At 42.9% G+C, this 18,062-nt stretch carries 15 protein-coding genes; 14 read left to right on the top strand and 1 reads right to left on the bottom strand.

The genetic code is table 11. The features are described 5' to 3' along the window. Positions 1–60: 60 nt before the first annotated feature. Positions 61–1,209 carry an iron-containing alcohol dehydrogenase gene (locus tag MED121_RS21185; protein WP_009836050.1) on the bottom strand — a complete coding sequence of 383 codons (1,149 nt, stop codon included), beginning with the start codon at positions 1,207–1,209 and terminating at the stop codon, positions 61–63. A gap of 232 nt (positions 1,210–1,441) precedes the next feature. On the opposite strand from MED121_RS21185, the gene MED121_RS21180 reads away from it, so the two are divergent. The 14 genes from MED121_RS21180 (at position 1,442) to MED121_RS21115 (ending at position 18,062) form a co-directional block, all read left to right on the top strand. Further along, positions 1,442–2,362, top strand: coding sequence for an AraC family transcriptional regulator (locus tag MED121_RS21180; RefSeq protein ID WP_009836051.1), 921 nt, complete (start codon positions 1,442–1,444; stop codon positions 2,360–2,362). A 1,262-nt stretch (positions 2,363–3,624) separates the two neighbouring features. Continuing rightward, a complete protein-coding gene (locus tag MED121_RS23930) occupies positions 3,625–5,157 on the top strand; it encodes a class I adenylate-forming enzyme family protein (protein ID WP_050764637.1) in 1,533 nt (510 codons plus the stop codon). A gap of 178 nt (positions 5,158–5,335) precedes the next feature. After that, a complete protein-coding gene (locus tag MED121_RS21170) occupies positions 5,336–6,568 on the top strand; it encodes a PLP-dependent decarboxylase (protein ID WP_009836054.1) in 1,233 nt (410 codons plus the stop codon). A gap of 9 nt (positions 6,569–6,577) precedes the next feature. Next, complete coding sequence (locus tag MED121_RS21165; RefSeq protein ID WP_009836055.1) at positions 6,578–7,630, top strand: hypothetical protein; 1,053 nt, start codon at positions 6,578–6,580, stop codon at positions 7,628–7,630. Then, positions 7,627–8,490, top strand: a complete 864-nt coding sequence (locus MED121_RS21160; RefSeq protein ID WP_009836056.1) for a hypothetical protein — start codon at positions 7,627–7,629, stop codon at positions 8,488–8,490. The genes MED121_RS21165 and MED121_RS21160 overlap by 4 nt, the downstream gene beginning before the upstream one ends. After that, the gene (locus MED121_RS21155) at positions 8,483–9,007 is read left to right on the top strand and encodes a hypothetical protein (RefSeq protein ID WP_009836057.1); all 525 of its coding nucleotides are present in this window, start codon (positions 8,483–8,485) and stop codon (positions 9,005–9,007) included. Before MED121_RS21160 ends, MED121_RS21155 begins: the two co-directional genes overlap by 8 nt. Next, a complete protein-coding gene (locus tag MED121_RS21150; protein ID WP_009836058.1) occupies positions 9,004–10,029 on the top strand; it encodes a hypothetical protein in 1,026 nt (341 codons plus the stop codon). Before MED121_RS21155 ends, MED121_RS21150 begins: the two co-directional genes overlap by 4 nt. An 18-nt stretch (positions 10,030–10,047) precedes the next feature. Then, positions 10,048–12,192, top strand: coding sequence for a tryptophan 7-halogenase (locus MED121_RS21145; RefSeq protein ID WP_116371686.1), 2,145 nt, complete (start codon positions 10,048–10,050; stop codon positions 12,190–12,192). Then, on the top strand, positions 12,186–13,256 hold the full coding sequence (locus MED121_RS21140) for an alpha/beta fold hydrolase (protein WP_009836060.1): 1,071 nt from the start codon (positions 12,186–12,188) through the stop codon (positions 13,254–13,256). Before MED121_RS21145 ends, MED121_RS21140 begins: the two co-directional genes overlap by 7 nt. Then, on the top strand, positions 13,253–14,875 hold the full coding sequence (locus MED121_RS21135) for a hypothetical protein (RefSeq protein WP_009836061.1): 1,623 nt from the start codon (positions 13,253–13,255) through the stop codon (positions 14,873–14,875). The genes MED121_RS21140 and MED121_RS21135 overlap by 4 nt, the downstream gene beginning before the upstream one ends. A 387-nt stretch (positions 14,876–15,262) precedes the next feature. After that, on the top strand, positions 15,263–15,511 hold the full coding sequence (locus tag MED121_RS21130; protein ID WP_009836062.1) for an acyl carrier protein: 249 nt from the start codon (positions 15,263–15,265) through the stop codon (positions 15,509–15,511). A gap of 147 nt (positions 15,512–15,658) precedes the next feature. After that, entirely contained in the window at positions 15,659–16,399 is a 741-nt protein-coding gene (locus MED121_RS21125; protein ID WP_009836063.1) for a hypothetical protein, read from the top strand. Next, on the top strand, positions 16,396–17,106 hold the full coding sequence (locus MED121_RS21120) for an ABC transporter ATP-binding protein (RefSeq protein ID WP_009836064.1): 711 nt from the start codon (positions 16,396–16,398) through the stop codon (positions 17,104–17,106). The genes MED121_RS21125 and MED121_RS21120 overlap by 4 nt, the downstream gene beginning before the upstream one ends. Beyond that, positions 17,103–18,062 (top strand): hypothetical protein, encoded by a 960-nt coding sequence (locus tag MED121_RS21115; RefSeq protein WP_009836065.1) that lies wholly within the window; start codon positions 17,103–17,105, stop codon positions 18,060–18,062. The genes MED121_RS21120 and MED121_RS21115 overlap by 4 nt, the downstream gene beginning before the upstream one ends.

Here is an 18,062-nt window from a genome sequence, read left to right as displayed (position 1 = left end):
GAATCTATAAGATAAATCGAAAAACGTATCAATCAACAAATAACACTTTGATAAGCACGATTATTTAATCACTGAATTTAAAATTTCACGAATCTCTTTGAGTGTAATCGCCTGATTCTCGCCAATGGCTAATAGCCCATGGGCCTCAACTTGTTTCATCAAGCGCTCGATGCTGCTGGTCTTATCTTCGCCTTCTGGGCTAAAGCGAGTATCGGCTTTTAGGCTTAAATAAAAGTTCTCTATTGCATCTATGGTCTTAACTGCAAGGTCATCACTCGCTGCTAGACCAAAAACCTGTTGTCCCATTTGCTCTAGCTTGGCACGCTTAGCAGTGAGTTGGTTGCGTAATAGCGCTGGTTGAATCAGGGTTAAAGAGCGAGCATGATCAACGCCATATAAGGCGGTTAATTCATGACCTATCATATGGGTTGCCCAATCTTGAGGAACACCAGCGCCGATTAAGCCGTTAAGCGCTTGGTTTGCTGTCCACATCAGGTTTTCACGCCAGTTATCTGTGTCTCTGTTTTCAAAGCCAGCTGCAAGGGCTAATAAGTTTTTAAGCAAGGTCTCGGCGTAACCATCTTGCACCATGGCACCTGTTGGATAGGTGAGATACTGCTCGCAGACATGAACCCAAGCATCAAGTAAGCCATTAATAAGTTGGCGTTCAGGCAGTGTTTTCATGACATCAGCATCAAGTACGGCAAAAACCGGTCTGACAATAGGGTTATAAAAAGACAGCTTTTCTTGAGTGGCGGCTTTGGTAATGACAGCAGCCGGGTTAGATTCAGAACCCGTGGCAGGTAGGGTGAGAATCGCACCGATCGGTAGGGCTGTTTTAGCTTGATATTTGCCTTGTAAGATATCCCAACCTTCACCTTGGTACAAGCTGGCAGCCGCAACGTATTTTGAACCATCAATGACTGAGCCACCGCCCACTGCAAGTATGTATTGAACCCCTTCTTGTTTTGCGAGAGCAACCGCTTTATCCAAGGTCTCCATGGTTGGGTTAGGCTCAATGCCTGAAAATTCTAGCCAATCATGTTCAGCCAGGGCCTGGACAACTTGATCATAGACACTGTTCTTTTTGATAGAACCACCACCATAAAGCATGAGTACTTTTTGGTCTTTAGGAATGCTATTTTTGATGCTGGCTATTTGACCTTTGCCAAAATGTATTTGAGTTTGGTTAACATATGAAAATTCCATCTTTTACCTCTTTGAGTCTTCTGATAACGAACAAAGACGGACACTTTGCGGTTAAAGTGACTGCCTTTGTTTTATTTTATGATTGCATAATATCAATATGATATTGACTTAAATAGATCATATTATGTATAAAACTTGCCTAATTCTGTTTTGGGTAATATATTCTGCATAAATTCATATCCAATCATACTGTCATATTAGATGGCACTTACAGAAGACGCTTAGAGACACCATGACCCAGCTTGCTAACCTTATGCAATCCTTCGCAGAGGCGAAATCACTCAACACCTTAGATGGTTCTTTTGCGACACAAGTGGAAGGTGTGAGCTTTTTTCGCAGTACCAAAGGGAATGCGAAACAGCCATTTGTTTATCAGTCTGGCATTATCGTTATGGGTCAAGGGAATAAAAAAATTTATCTTGGTGAGCAAAGTGTCACCTATGGTGCAGGTAATTATCTGGTTGTGGGTGTGCCTATGCCATTAGAGTGTGAGGCCTTTATAGAAGCGGATCTACCCATTTTAGGTTTGTCGATTAAGGTCGATGCTCAGGTCTTGCAGAATTTGGTGAACCACTTAAATCAAACGGCTTTTTTCCAGAACCAAGCAAATCAAACGCATGCCCTGTCTTTTCCTTATGATAAGGACAAAGGGCCTTTGGAGCTTGGTATACAGTCTGAAAGTATTAATCAAGATCTAGATGATGCCTTTAAGCGTCTATTAAAGGTGTTGCATTGTGATAGGGATGCCAAGGTGTTAGGGCAAGATATTCTCAAAGAAATTATCTATCGTATTTTGCTTGGACGAAGAGGGCATGTCTTATTCGATTTAGCCCAACATGATGGGCATTATGCCCGTATTGCTAAGGTGCTTAATCATCTTCATCAAGCCTATGCTAAAGAGATTAGAGTTGAGGACTTAGCTGAGCAGGTGCATATGAGTCTATCAGGCTTTCATCGAGCATTTCGTGAAGTCACGGCTGAAACGCCTTTGCAGTATCTCAAAAAGGTCAGGCTGACTAAGGCCAAAGACCTTATCGTACTAGAAGGAAAGCGTGCGAGTGAAGCTGCCTCATTGGTCGGTTATGCCAGTCCTACTCAATTTAGCCGAGAGTTTAAGCGATATTTTAATGGCACCCCCAAATCATTTGGCTAGTTCAACGCCCCTTACTAGGGAAACGTTATAAATCTAGCAGCTTTTATCCACACGCTGAAGCGGGAGGACTTATTCGCAGGACTCCTAGTTCAACGTCAATTGCTTAATTAAAAGTAAGTACTCATTCCCCCAAACTATAAGATGGAAAACGAGATCGATTCTCCATCTTTGCCTCTTCGTTTTAATCTCTTTTATTTATCACTTTCCTAGGATTAAGTTTCTTCCTCACTAAATAAAACTTGTATTTGTATTCAATGTCTAGTTATGAGTTATATTCAATATTTGAATAATATAATATAACGAAAGTTATAGTTTTATTTTCTTTCAAATGAAACTAAATTTTTGTTAAACCTCTTTCTTTGAATATAGATTCAAAATCAAAATGTGATACCAATGGGTTTATATTTTAATCTTTAATTGATTTATTGAAAATTAACCAATGTTATATATGCATTCTGCAAGCATTGAATATGTTTTTTTTATGTCGTTTAGTATAAAAAATCGTTTTTTTTAGCATGTAAGACTAGGGCAAGTAGACCAAGATGAGTCAATTATATTGATACGAATGAGAAGGGAAGAGATTTTTTTATAAAATAACAAAAAAATTATAATTTTTTTATAACTTACTTCTGATTGATTGAATCATGTATGAAAAGTGTAATTTATGCTCGATTCGGACAAATTTTTTAACAAAACTTACACTTCTTAAGTGTTTTTTAAGCTGACTAAAAGGCCAGTTTAAAACTTCTTAGTTAACCTTAACGGAAACATCTAACTCATTGAAACTAGATAGTTTAATTTTTCACTACAAAAAAATATAGAGAGTTAACGCTGATAAGTTAACGATTTAAATATTTTGTCTTTAGTCTTTTAATAAAAAATGATTTTTGTTATTTAAGATTTAATTAATAAAAGCCGCTCTAAGTTTTTATTTAAAGTTTTGATGGTTTATTTGATCTTTATCGCTATTGACAAAATATTTTATCAAATTTAATTTAATCGAAATTAAGCGAACGGCTAATTTAGATATGTTTAAATAATTAGCTAATTAAGAATGATTTTCAAAAACAAGATCTTAAGTAATATTTCGAAATTTCGATTTAACATCTTATCTGGATGGATTTCGTAGTCATTTTTGTCGCCAACTTAATATTTGATTGCTTATATCAATCCTATTTAGGTTGGCATCATGTTCTCATAGCAAAGGTTTTGAGCATGTTAAGGGCAAATGCAAGCGAGTCAGGTTTAAGGGAGTAACGTATATGTTGTACACATTGGCAGATCTATATACCAAGCTAATGGAAAATAGATGGCAAGGAAGGATCGCATGTTATCCAAGTGAGAAGTTGTTTAATCTTGATTCTGTTAAAACGCATACAGAGTACTTAGACAAGGCGTTTTCATCTTATGCCCAGCCACTTCAATTTGGCGAACCTGTTCTTGTTATGGATGAAGTGTGCCCAAAAACCTTGGCAAGTATGTTTTATCTGTGGGCTAAGGGGGCTGTACTTGTTCCTGTTCGCCACACTATGTCTCAAGCCGCTAAGCTGGCGATTGCTAAAGACTGCGGCGCGCGTTTTTGCCTCAATAAAGATGATCTTGTTTTAGTAAATCAAGGCCCAGAAACAGAAACAGAAACAGAAACAAAAAACTCCCGAGGGCCTAGGTTTGCATGTCAGTCAGAGCGACGTATTACCGGTGTTGATTTAGCCCTCATCATTTACACCTCAGGCAGTACTGGTAAACCTAAGGGCATCATGCTCAGTCATACCAATGTACTTAATGCGATGATGTCCATTGGTGATTATCTTGCGCTAAGTGCTGATGAGCATATTTTATGTTTATCCCCATTGTCATTTGATTATGGCTTGTATCAGGTTTTATTTAGCTTGGCGTATGACTGTGAACTCACTTTGTTTGAAGAGGAGTTTCATCCAATTAAAGTGCTTAAATGCCTTGAGCAAAATGAAATTAGTCTCTTACCTGTCGTGCCTGCCATGGCCAGTGCCTTAACAAAGCTCATAAAAGCCTTCAAAAAGCCTTTACCCCATCTGATGAAGCTAACCAATACGGGGGGGCATCTGGCTGAAGATAATATTAGAACGCTCAAGCAACTCCTGCCTCAGCTGCAAATCTTCGCCATGTATGGCCTGACTGAATGTAAGCGAGCCTTGTATTTACCTGCAGAAGCGAGCCTTAGAAAGTTAGGCTCGGTGGGTATCCCTGTACCTGGGTTGGAAGCCAAAATATTCAAGCAAAATAACCACTTGGAGGGAGTGAAGCAGGCCTTGTATGAGGAAGTTGAGCAAGGTGAGGTGGGTGAACTTTTTATTCGTGGCACCAGCTTGATGCAAGGTTACTTCGGTACTGGCAACGCAGGAGCTGCCGTGATTAATGGGGATTATCGAGATGATAATTGGTTAGCAACCGGTGACCTATTTAGCCAGGATGAAGAAGGGTATTTCTATTTCAAAGGGCGTTCGAAAGATTTAATCAAGCAGGCAGGATTCTGTCTTTACCCGGCCGAATTGGAAGCTCAAATAGAACAACATGCGAATGTCTTTTTATGCGCCATCGTCCCCCATAAGGATAAGTGGGGAGATGAAATTGCTTGTCTCAATGTGCAATTGATTGATGCAAGTGAATCTAATCAAACCCAATTTCAGGTGTGGTTGAGTGAGTTGCTTGATACCCATTATCGTCCCAAGCAAGTGATCTTTATTGATGAAATTGCCCTGACCCAAAATGCAAAAGTTGATAAACAGCGTTTAATCGCAGACCTGTCTATCAGCTGACGCTATCCAATGACAATCAATTTTTAAACATCAAAAGATAAGAATCAGGTTAGTACCTAGTTTTACCTACTTAAAATAATAACCGTGTCTTAAGGCCTGTTAACTAAGCCATGACGGCTTGTGCATGTCTTTGACACTTGAGCATAACGCTTTAATAAAAGAATAAAAGGTGAGCAAAATGGATAGGATTTTATCCTTGTTACAGGCTAATGGTGGGCAAATAGAAACCCCGTGTTATCTCTATAGTGTTTCTCAGGTGGCGGCCAATTATCAAGCCCTGACAAGCGCGCTAGGTACCAAACTGATTTATTCTATGAAGGCAAATAATAATGCCGATTTATTGATGCGAGCGAGCCATTATCTTGATGGTGGGATTGAGGTCGCATCAATCGGAGAGTTGAATCTGGTCGCTGGGGGAGACAGTGAAAAATTCATTAATAACCCATCAGCCGACAAGAAGTTCTTACGAGCCGCGGTCGCATCACGCTCAACCATCATAGTGGATAACCTAATCCAACTTGATGCCCTAGAAGAATTTATTGGTAAACGCCCTTTAAAGCCTATTTTATTGCGTCTTAATTCGTCTGTGTTAAAGCGTTTTAACGAGCATCACCCTGGGGTGCGTGCTGACCAATTTGGCATGGATTGGGACACAGTCGAAAAGGCGATTGCGCGCTGCAAAAGCTTGCAAATCCCCTTGGCAGGTTTTCATCTTTTTAATGGTTCCTATAGCTTTGCCAAGGTCGCCACTGCCACGGCTATTGCAGGCATTGCGATACTGCAAGAAGTTGAGCGACTTTATGGCAGCCCCTTGAGTTTTGTTAATTTAGGTGGCGGTTTTTCCGATCATTGGCAAGACCAGCCCTTCGACTTTGAGGCTTATCGGGCGTTATTAAAAGAGTTCCCTAGCCATATTACCTTGGCCCATGAAACGGGGCGCGGCTTGATGGCAAGCGCCGGTTACTTTGCCACGCGAGTGCGCTACACCAAGCAAATTGAAAAAGACTTTTTTGCCATTTGCGATGGTGGCATTAATCAAAACTTCTTATTAGCCCAGACAGAAAATGCCTTTCGACGATTAAAGCAGCCTTTGCTTTGGCGTAAATCCGAGATGCGAGTGGCCGCTGAAAGTGGGCAGGATGCTTCCTCAAATCAAGGGGCCGACACTGAGCAGGATAAAGCGCATCAAACCGCTGGTCCAGAAGCTACGAATGTCTCGGATAAAGGCGCCTGTACTTATGTGGGGAGCTCTTGTTCTAAAGATGATGTGATTGGCAAGCAAAATGATGATCAACCTAGGCCTGAAGCGGGAGATATCTGTGTCTTTGCTGACTGTGGTGCTTATAACGCCAGCTATACCATGACACCGTTTTTAAAGCTTCCCCAAGCGAAAACCTACATTATCGAATAGGCCATTAATATGAACGATTTATCTCAACTATTTGGCGGTTTTATTAGTGACCCTTTAGGCTGCTACGACCCTATACCGCAAGGGCTACTGCAGATCATTAATCAAGCCTGTTTAGGCTTATTGGACTCAGAAATACTCATTGAAGATAACTTTAGTCAGCGTTTGCCTATGGTACCTGCCAAGGTCAAACAGCCTTTACCTCAGTTTGAACAAACCTTTGTCATTGATGAGCTCACCGAAAAAGTGAAAGAAACCGGTTTTGGACCTCAATTTCATCAAATTATCGGTTTGTTTGGTTCCATTATGCTTAATCTGACAGCAACGGATGAGCAGCAGGCGCAAGTGGATGCTTGGCTTGAGCAAGATATTTTTGGCCATTTTTTAATGACAGATGCTGGCGGTCCTAGCTTAGCTAACTGGTCAACCGAGCTATCCGTGAGCCCAGATGAGGCTGGCATGCTTAATCTAAGCGTCAATAAAAAATGGGGCATAGAGGCGCAAGATTTAGGTTTTGTGATGCTGGTTGTTAAACAAGCGGGCAAACCTTATCCCTTAACCTTGATGTTAACCCCAGAGCAAAGTCAGTCCTTATTACAAGAAAAGGTAGGTGCTAGCTACCTTGATGGGGCTTTGCAGCTTGGCAATGTCAAAGGTGAGCTTAAAGTGACACCTGATCAGCTTTTGAAAAAAGGCGGCATGGCCAGTGTTAATCGCTTTTTAACCTTAGTGAGACCACGTTTTGTTAAAGCCTTAATGAATCATCTTTTGTGGCTAGCTCACCAAGATAGGTTGTTAATGGATGACACATTGGCCAGCCACATTGGCTTTATTCAAAGCTATGCGGATCAATTTTTGGCGCAACCAGACTTTTCTATTCACAGTGTGGATCAGGTCTTAGCGCTTAAGTTTGCCAGTAATGAACTCTTGGCCCATGTTGTCGCCAGTAACAAGGTGAAGCGCTTTGAGGATCAGCGGGATCTGCTGGGCTTTACCAAGATGGAAGGCAGCTCATATCGCTGTTTCTTGGAAATTTATGCTAAGCAAAAAAGGGCAAGACGATGAGTGCTTTAACCCTAAGAAGTGTTGCTTTTCAGCCGATCAAGGCGTGTCTATTTGAGTCTGTTAAAAGGCCTGCTATCAGTCAAAGTTTTGATTGGGTAAGCGGGCTTATTCAAGCGCAAACTGAGCAGGTGCTTAGCCAATTAACTGAGGCAGAGAAAGCACAAATTGAACGGCATTTTTTATGCTCAACCATGGTCGAGTTGCCTTTTACGACAGGGGATATTGCTTGGTCTGAGGTCGCACAAAAGCTAACTCAGCAAGGTTTGAATAACCCAGATACCTATATTAATGCTTATGAGTGCGCCTCATGGGGGTATTCGTTACGTCATTACCTTAACTATGCCAAACCTGAACAATCTCGCTTTCTTTTGGTGAGTATTTTGGATGCTAATTTCTATGATTTAACTTTTTGGCGCTACAACGAGAATTGGCATGAGTCAGGCTTTGGGGTCACGACTATTTTATTGGAAGTGACCAAAGAGGTGACCAATGAGCTTATCACCCAGTGTGCTTTAACGCATAACTCGATGGCAGAGTTTGCCACAGTGGTCAGGCGCACAGTCACAGGGAAAGAGGATGTTTGCTTGGCTTTGCCTTTCTTCCCTGAACACATTCAAGAAATGTTCAATAAGTTGCTTGCTAAACAATGGCGTTTACCCGATTTGCATCATAGATGGGGGCATTGTTTTGGCTCTGACCCTTGGCTCTCAATCTTGTGTCATAGCCTAGAGAATCCGCCCCTTGAGGATCAAAAATACATGGCCGCTTCATTAGCACTAAATGGTTATTTTGCCATGGCCGAAGTGGTAGTGAATCAGCATACCCAACTTATTTTAAATGAGGAGGCCGCTTATGTCTGATGAGAGTCGATTGACAGAGCAGCATTTTAGCGGAGTGCTCACCAGAGTGCCTTTTAAAGGGGCCTTATCCGCTGCCTTGGCAAGGTATATGCCCCTTGAAAGTGAAAATGATTTTGAGGTGTTTGCTGAATTACCCGCTAGCGATGCCCCTATCTTTCTCAATTTTACTGAGCATTATCAAATTCTAGATGCCTTGGTGAAGTTCGCCAATCAACTCTGGTCAGAAGATCTGTGCATTCTGATTCGATTGTCTATGCCAGGGGGGATGCGATTACCGGCGGACTTATTACAGGCCAATGTGCTGCTAATGCAAGACGTGGCACCTGAGGTGGCACGTTTAAAAGGTCAGGTGGCTCATCTTTTGGTGATTGATGATCACTTGCTCAGATATCAACTTGAGCAGGGGCATAACCAAATGAGAATTAGCCTTTATAGCCAGGGTGATAAGGGAATAAATCAGCGTCGTTTTGCTCAGTTAATCGCCCCTTTAGCAGACTATGGAATTGAGCCTATATGACTAGTGCAGTAGAGAATGAGAGTTTGGTGATTGACACCTTATGGGTGCAGCAGGTGCTGTCGGTGAAGCATGGTTTAGCCCAGTTAAGCGCTCAATTGAACAAATTGCCTTCTGTCCCTGAGCAGGTGTTACTGATTAGTGCCGGTGAAATAAAGCCATTAATGAATGACAGCATTCGTCAATTTGCCCGTGATTTAGTGACACGGGGCTGCCAACTTCGTTTTGTCAGTGCCGCTTGTACCAGCTTTCATGCGGCGGTGTTTGAGGCCAGTCAATCTCAAAACCAAGACTGCTTGGTGATCGCCCTAGAGCTAGATCAAGGTCTACAGCAGGCGTGTCTAAACTCCCTTGGGGTGGGGAATGAAATCGCTCAGGATGGTTTAACTGTGCTTAATTGTGTGGGTCTTTGCTTGCTGCGTAAAAAGCAGGCTGAGATCAATGACACCATCATAATGCAGTGTGACATTCTCTCTCAGCCACTTGGTATGTCAGGCACACAAAAGTTGCTGCTGCAATTTGAGCGCTATATCAAACGCTTGCCAAAAAATACCCAAACGGTGTCTTTTGCCATTAATTCATTGTGGGGGAAAAAACTTGAACTGGCGCTCAAACATCGCCTGACAGGGCCCTTTGCAATGAGTGCTTGGCTGGCTAGCGCAGAGCAAGGACAGCAACACTTTTTAAGTTTAAAGCCACTGTTTGAGTTGCAAGGTTATCAAGCTGCATTAGCAAAAGGCCCCTTGTTGTTGCTGACATTAGGGGGCGGAGGGCGGCTTGGTTGCTTGTTGATTAGCCGTGGGCAAAAAGCCCTGCATGCCCTTAATCAAGCCTCATTAAGCGAGTTTAGTATGCAGGCTGATCAAAGTGCTTATCAAGCGGCCTTGCATACCAAAGAGGCGTGTCAGGCAAGTTATTACCAGCAAGTTAAGCACACCTTGAAATACCCAAAAAGCCAATATCGTGGCATCAATAATCATTATTTTCGTTGGTCTCAAGAGACCCTCGATTTGTTAACAATGTGACACCTTAGGAGTAGATAGATGAACGGAATGTCTAGTTTTACTGAGCAGGTAAAAGCAGGTCCAGCCTTTACTCAAGCAAACCTAATGACCAAGGTTAAACCAAGTTACGATGTGGTCATTATTGGTGCTGGTTGGGCCGGGTTGACCCTGGCGCGTCAATTGAAAATGAAACAGCCTAACCTTGCCATTTTGCAGCTTGATGCGGCAACGGAATATAAAGCAAAGGTGGGGGAAGCCACGGTTGAAATGACAGGGCATTACTTTATGCACCGTCTTGGCTTGGCGAATTATTTGTATCGTAATCACCTGCCTAAAAATGGTTTACGTTTCTTGTTTGACTCAGAAAATCATGATCTTAGCTTGCATGAAATGAGTGAGCATGGCACCTCCAATATCCCACCGCACCCTGCCTTCCAGTTAGACAGAGCAAGGCTTGAAGAAGATCTGGTTGCCATGAACCGTGAGATGGGCATTGATATTCTGTTAGGGGCAAGGGTAAAAGACCTTGAAATAGATGAAAGTGAAGGCCGAGAACCTCATTTGGTTCAGTTTGACTGTCCTGCGTTAGGGGAAAGCATAGATCCCATGGGGCAAACGGTCAGTGGTCGTTGGCTGGTAGATGCCAGTGGTAAAGCGGGATTGATTGCGAAAAAGTACAAGTTGCATCATAGACGTGATGTGCCTAAAAACGCCTCAACTTGGGCACGTTTTAGCAATATTAAAGATATTGATGCACTTGGGCCAAAAGAATGGCGTCGTAAGGTGAATGGACGTTTCTTGTCGACCATTCACTTTACTGGAGAAGGCTATTGGATCTGGGTGATTCCTTTAAGTGGCGGCTTTACCAGTATTGGGGTGGATTGTGACAAGGACAGAATGAAGAATCGCCCGGTTAAAAAAGAAGACTTTATTGCCTTTTTGAACAGCCATAAGGGCCTTGCTGATTTGCTGGAAAATGCGCAAATGGAAGACTTTGAAGCTTGGGGGCAACTGGCCTATCGAGGTGAGAAGTACATGAGTGAGCACAGGTGGGCGACCACTGGCTTTGCGGCCATGTTTTTAGACCCTTTATTTAGCTTTGGCGGCGATATGATTTCGCTCTTTAACGATGGTATTAGTGAGGCCATTGTTGAAGACTTTGCCCTAGAGGATGAGAGTGAAGCCAATTGGCAATTGGCGAAAAAAGTGCCGATTCAAAATCAACAGGCCCATGAGTTTTATCAAAGAATATTCAGTCATGTGAATAATGTCACCCCAGTGTTGGATTGTGGTGAATTATGCTCGCCTATTTTGGCTTATATCACGGCGACTTACTTCCTTGAAACCGCATGGGATTATATGGCGGATAACTTTATCGACCTTGAAAGGTGGGAGTCTAAAAGTCATTTACGTCGTGGTTATTTAGCGTTGGAGAAAAAGCTTAACCGTCAGATTTTAGAAACAGCGGTGATTATGGAGCAAGAAGGTCGTTACTTTGACCGTAACTTGCTTGGCTTTTTTGAATCCGGTGCTGAAGTGTATCGCTACTTTGTGTTTGAGATGGGAGACAAGGGGAAGGATGGTCGTCGTATCGACCTGCATACCAAGTTATGGGCTAGCATCTATTTGCAAATCACAGGCAGTCGCCTGAATTTACCAAAATTTGCGCAACGTAGTTTGGTGCAAGAGTGCTTAAACCTAGCGGAAATTCTACCAAAAGACAGTGTCACACGGGCAGACTTGCCGCCTTTGCTAGAGGCTTTAGAAGCTAAGTTAATCCAGAAGCTAATCGAAAAAAGCGATCTGGAACTTAACGGTATCCCTCTACAAGTCAAAATAGAGGAATCCTCGTTTGCCTCAGGCGAAGTGACCTTGATGCTAGGTCAATCTGATTTGTCTGACAGTGAGTTGGGGCTGCTGAAAAGGCAAGCAAATGCACTCTGGAATGAAAAGCAAGAATACATTCATATGCCCTTTACTGTGCCTTATTTTCTGCAGTTTTGTCGTCAAACTGATGAAAATATTATGGCGATGCCCATTGTGGATCCTGAAGTGCCTGATCGAAAAGCCGCCCATAAGGTCCTGTTTGGAAAAATGCCTGAAACTCGGGTTAAAAGGGAAATTAAAGGTGCTGATCTAGAAAGTCAGGCACAGGCTCATTCTGCAAAGGCGAGCCTATGTTAATGCAAAAGCAGACATTTTTAGCTCGCGATGGTATTCGTCTTGCTTATGATGACTTCGCCCCTGAAAAGGGGGCGAAAGCCTGTTGTATTTTCTTGCATGGCAGTACTTATAACGCCCGTCGTTATGCCAACCTTGCTAAGGCATTATGTGCAAAAGGCTATCAGGCTTGTTTGCTGAATTGGCGTGGTCATGGTGAGTCCGAAGGCAAACCTGGTGATCTTGATTATGTGGGTCAGCTAGAAGATGATTTGGCTGACATGATAGTGCATCTTAAGCAAAAAAATAGAGGGTGTGACATCGTCATTGGCGGTCATTCTGCTGGTGCTGTGGTGTGTCTGCGTTATATTGATAAATATGGCTGTGATGCAATAAAAGGGGTGTCCATTGTCTCTCCCGCAATAAATGGCCCGTTAGAGACAGTACGTTACCCGCAGCCTTCTTCTGTTTGGCAATATAAGCTGACTTACTTTCGTCAAGCTAAGCCGATTGAGCCGGCACCAGAAGCCGCTTTACAGCATGCTCCCATTCTTAATATGAAAGCCTTTTGGGCTGCAAAATTGCTGCCTTTTATGCGCCATAAGGCCATATTGCGTTTTCCTGCTAGCGAACGTATGGCCAAGCTCGAAGGAAGGGTACTGGATTACAGCTATAACTTGATGCTGTCTTGCGACATTAATGCTTACCCTAGGGCGTTTAATAAGATTAGCGTGCCTGTGATCTTGCTGGTGGGTGAGGAGGATGAGGTTATTCACCCACAGTTAATGGAGACTATTTTTCATTGGCATATTCAGCCTAGCCTGTCTCGAACCTTAATTAAGGTGCCTAAGCTCAATCACATTCGTATCTTACCCGCTGCCTGTCAATTGCTGCCTAATTGGTTGGATCAAGTGTCTGCAATAAGCCTTGAACAAGAAGTGTTTGGAGCTCAAGCGAGCAAAAAGGACAGGCTGGTTAGTCAGTTTGAGGGGCAAAAAAACGCGTCAGCATTGGCGTCAGAACACATCCCAAACAACAGCCCTAAAAACAGTCCAAAAAACATCCCTAAAAAAGGAGTATCTGCATGATATTAGATCATACAAAATTTGCTCTTTATGGGCATATTACAAACCTTGATAGCCTCAAACAAAGTCTAGGATTAACCGGTGATGTTGCTATACAGGCCTTATTAAGCGCTGCTTTTCAAGCGTGGAAATTTGATTTTAATCAAAAGGTTTTGGGTGATTATGCCCTCATTCTGCCCCTCACTAAGGGGTCATCTTCCTCTAAAGAGGCCCATGATAGTTTAAGGGATAAGTTGGCGAATAAGGATGATCAGGCTGAGTGCCTTATCACATGTTCCGGCTTTTCGAGTTATCGTTTGTTCTATCAAGCAGATGAGACCCGTTTTGCGGTGAGTGCGTCACTGGATAGCTTTATGTCTGGGGCTGCGTTAGAGGTGAATGCCATTGGTCAGTTGATGACCCTGTCTTATATTGTGCCGCCGCTTACCTTGGTTAAAGGGGTGCGCCAACTTGCCAATGGTGAGAGTCAAATATGGCAAATCACTTTGGGAAAGACTTCTAAAAACAGCCTTCAAAAACAAACAGCGCAACAAGCCGAAACGGACTTACAAGGATCGTGTGTCAAAGCCAAGTGTCTGGCCCATAAAACGCTCAATTTATGGGAAAAGCTGGCAGGTTTGCCTGCTCAACAGACGCTTGAGTATCAATCCGATTTAACGGTTGGGCTAGATAAGGCTGAACAGCTTGCTGTTAATGCGCTAAAGGAAACTGACTTTAATGGGTTTATGGCCATGCCCTTGTTATCACGCTTATTAAATGAGCCGGTGACACAAAAACGTCAATTACTCATGTTTGAACACTTATTGCACCCAGCTAAGCAGACGAGTGACTCTCAAGTACTTGAAGAGTTTGCAGGGCAAGTGGCTAAAGAGAGTGAAGATGATCAAGAAGGCCATCAAGAGCGCCAAGTGAGTTATGTGAGCTATGAAGGGTTAAGGGCTCTGGGCATAGGTGGGTCTCAATCTTATTTAGGGTCTGTAGCTGAGCAGAATCAGGGCTGGGATAAGACCGCCTTAAAGGCAATAAAGCAGCATAAGGCTTTGTTAAAGCCTTTATTAAGGCGACGTATAAGGGGGGCTTTTAAAGCTCAGCGCCATACCCAGTTGGCCCTAAGGCAAGAGTATCAAACCCAAATGCTCGCGTTTAATGGCAAGCAGGATGAAAGGAGCAGTGAATATACGGTGCCAAGTTTTGAGCTTTGGTTGGCGCTGAGTGTGCGTCTGCCTAACCTGTGGCAGCAAGAAAGGTTGCTGGCCGATCGGTTAGGTCAAAAGGTGAACTTTATCTGTTTAAGTACGGATGTGATCAGACAGGCGTTAAGTTCGAATCAGGCTTATTTTAACAACTATGAGCAGGCGTTACCTTCTCTTGGTGCTTATGAAATGAGTCGTTATTTCAGTCATGAGGATGACAGCCTAGTGAGTCTTTATGATGCTATGCAAAGGTTGATGATGCATGGTTATAAGCCTGTCACCCAGAGGTTATTTAACATAGCTCCCCCTTTGTCAGCCAAATTAATTAAACACACTGAGCAGCAGAAACAAGTGGATGCGTTTTGTATGCAATCCCTGACGTTGGATCATTTGAGTCGTCATTTAAATTGCTCTCTAGGCTCAAATTAACAAGGAGGTGTCACCCAAGGTACAAAGATTAAATCATTAAATTTAAATAGGTTAAGGAACCTGAGATTAAGTCACCTCTTCTCAGTCTTATCAGAAAAAGTGTCAAACAAGGCGTCACTTTGACGTAATGTAGGTACCTTTCAAAAAGGGACAACGTAGAGTGGCATTTTTTCTGAAAGACCCAAAGGGCGTGGTCTAAAAGCCCTATATTTAGGTTGAGGATCTTATCAATAGAGTAACTATTAAGTTGCGCCCCTCGCCATAAATCTAGTTGCTTTTATCCACACGCTGAGGCGGGAGGACTTATTCGCAGGCTCCTTAAGTCCTTTGTAAGGACAAGTTGTTAGTCAGAATTATTAAGCTAAATAAGAATAAAAAGGAAATAAAATGTCAGACAAAAGCCAATTAGTTGAATTACAAAAACAAGTTGCAGAAATGTTAAACAAGGATGCGATTGATGCGGATACCCCTTTAGGTGAATTAGGGGTGGATTCTTTAAATGTTGTCGAAGTGATTTTGATTTGTGAGCAGATCTATACGGATGTCAGTGATCCAGAGGCGCTTATTTTTGACGAATTTACCACCTTGCGTGATATGGATGCTCAGTTACTCGAAGCGTCAGATAACTTTGCTTAACCCCTTATAAACAATCGATTTAGGCGTGACTAGGCAAGAAGTAATGTGGCGCCATGCTTCTTGCTTGTATCTCACGCTTTTAGGTCGATTGTAAAAAAAGTATTCATAACCTGATGAAAAATCGATTAAAACGAATAGGGACATAAGATGAAAAAAGTGCTGAGTTTTGTATTAACCAGTTTCATTATTGGCAATGTGGTGGCTTGGTTTATGGGAGCTGCCCCCATTGATTTTCCTAAGCAAGCTTATAATAAGCAAGATCAAATTAACCTTTCCGCCCTTAAGCAAACCCTAAAATCTGAACCCGATGATTTGGATATTTTAGTTGAGCTGGGTAGCCAATATAGCCTGCATAATGACATTGAGCTTGCGGCGGATTATTTAGAGCAGGCGGTTAGGCTAGCGCCAACAGATGCCCTTGCTATGGCTTGGTACAACGCCAATAGGGCAAAAGAAGCAGGTGCCATGTTCGACCCATCTATGGGTATTTATAAGCTTTATAAGCTAAATAGTGCGTTAACTGGCATTAGCCAAGCGGTCAGTGATGCGCCTAATGATTTAAGTGTGCGACTGATTCGTCTCGCTACCTTTGCCAATATTGGCGAAATTAACCCTTTATTTGATCAGGTGTTTGACGATGAAGTCTGGTTTAAGGATCTGCTTAAGCGACAAGGGCAATACCTGCCTGATGAAATGAAATCTCAATTTTATCTGTCTATGGCACAGGCTTACTTGATGAAGTCTGACGTGAATGACAGTGACAAAATTCAATCTTACCTAGAGCTTTATCAAGCGATTCCTGAGAAAAAAGCCAGTGATCTTGAGCATTTTAGCAAGATGGAAGCTCACTTTATGTCCATTTTAGGCAGTGAGCGAGGCGCAGCATGAAGCTGGTTAATTTAGCCAAGGTGTCGCGCTATTTTACCTTAGGCCAAAACCGAGTCTGCGCCTTAAAGCAAATCGATTTGCAGGTAAATAAAGGCGAGTTCTTGGTACTAAAAGGCGCCAGTGGTAGCGGTAAAAGCACCTTGCTAAACCTCATTGGCGCGATGGATGAAGTGGACGAGGGTGAAATCGCCATTGCTGGCAAAGCACTTGGGCCTATGAGTGACAGACAAAAATCCCATGTGCGCCGCGATCATATCGGCTTTATCTTCCAGTCTTTCAATCTCTTGCCTGTGCTCACTGCCCTTGAGAATGTGCAATATCCACTGTCATTAAGAACGGGGGGCAAAGCGGCGGGGGCTTCTAGTCATAAAGAGAATAAAGCTAAGGCCCTAGCCGCATTAGAAAGAGTAGGGTTGGCGGACTTTGTTAACCACAAACCCAATCAACTCTCTGGCGGGCAAATGCAAAGGGTGGCAATCGCGCGAGCCTTGGTTACAGAGCCAGATATTATCCTAGCGGATGAGCCAACAGCGAACCTGGATTCAGAAAATGCCCAAAGCATTATGGCCCTGATGAAGCAGCTTAATCGCCAAGGCATCACTTTTATTTTTGCCACTCACCATGACTATGTGTTGGAGCAAGCATCTCGTGTGATTGAGCTTAGGGATGGCTGTATCTTGCAAGATAAACAGAGGGTAGCGGCATGAGGCTTTATCAACAGTTTTTATGCTTTAAAAAGCGCTCTAAAGTGCTAACGGTTGGCTTTGCCGTTGCGACAGCGGGATTGCTTACGGCTTGCTCTGACGATGCGACCCTTGAGGTGACTAAAGCGGATGCTCAAGCTTCTTCTCAAACAAGCATTAATCAGGTCGAATCTAAGCAGGCTTATGTACTGGCTGATTATCAATTACCCAGCGCCATAGGGGCTGATCAAGCTGAGCAAGAAGCCTTGTTAAAGCTACTAAATGAAAAAGAAAGCTCAAAGCAAGGGCTGACCCAAGAAGAAATAAAGCAGCAGCTTTTATTAAGATTGACTCTCTTTTCTTCGGATAAAAACCAAACCTTAGCCAAGCTTGAAGCTATTACCCAAGGGTTAACCCGTGCCAGTGAGCTAAGTGCAGAGCAAGGCAAACAAGATTATGAATTGATGGCGGCCATGGGTAGCGCGCTAAGCTATCAATCCATCTTCTATCAAGCGGATCTTGGGCAGATGAATCTCTTATCGCGCAAAGGCATGCGCTATATGGATAGAGCGGTGAAAAAAGCCCCAAACCATCTAGGTGTCAGACTTTTGAGAGGGCTCAGTTATGCCAATATGCCGGCTTTTTTAAACCGAGCGAGCTTTGCGGTTGAAGACCTATCTCTACTCAAAAATGTTCTTTTACGTGGGCAGGGAGAAAGACAAGGTCAGGATTCTAAATTGGCTACTGAATCGGCTAAAAAATCGTCATTCAAAAAACAAGATAAATTATTTATTGAATTTATTGATTATTATTTGGCCTTATCTTTTTATAAAAATGCTCAGTTAGAAAGTGCGAAATCACTCTGGCAGGCACTTTCAAATACGGCTGAAGGCGCTGATTCAGCCTCAGATTCAACATCAGGCCCAGTGTCGCAATCTAAGTGGTCAGCCCTTGCAACTAAAAGGCTAGAGGAGGTTTAA

Origin of the sequence: Marinomonas sp. MED121 (assembly GCF_000153025.1) — a bacterium.
Classification (GTDB): Bacteria; Pseudomonadota; Gammaproteobacteria; order Pseudomonadales; family Marinomonadaceae; genus Marinomonas.
The sequence above is the reverse complement of the archived record's forward strand: the minus strand, read 5'-3'. Positions and strand labels throughout refer to the sequence as shown.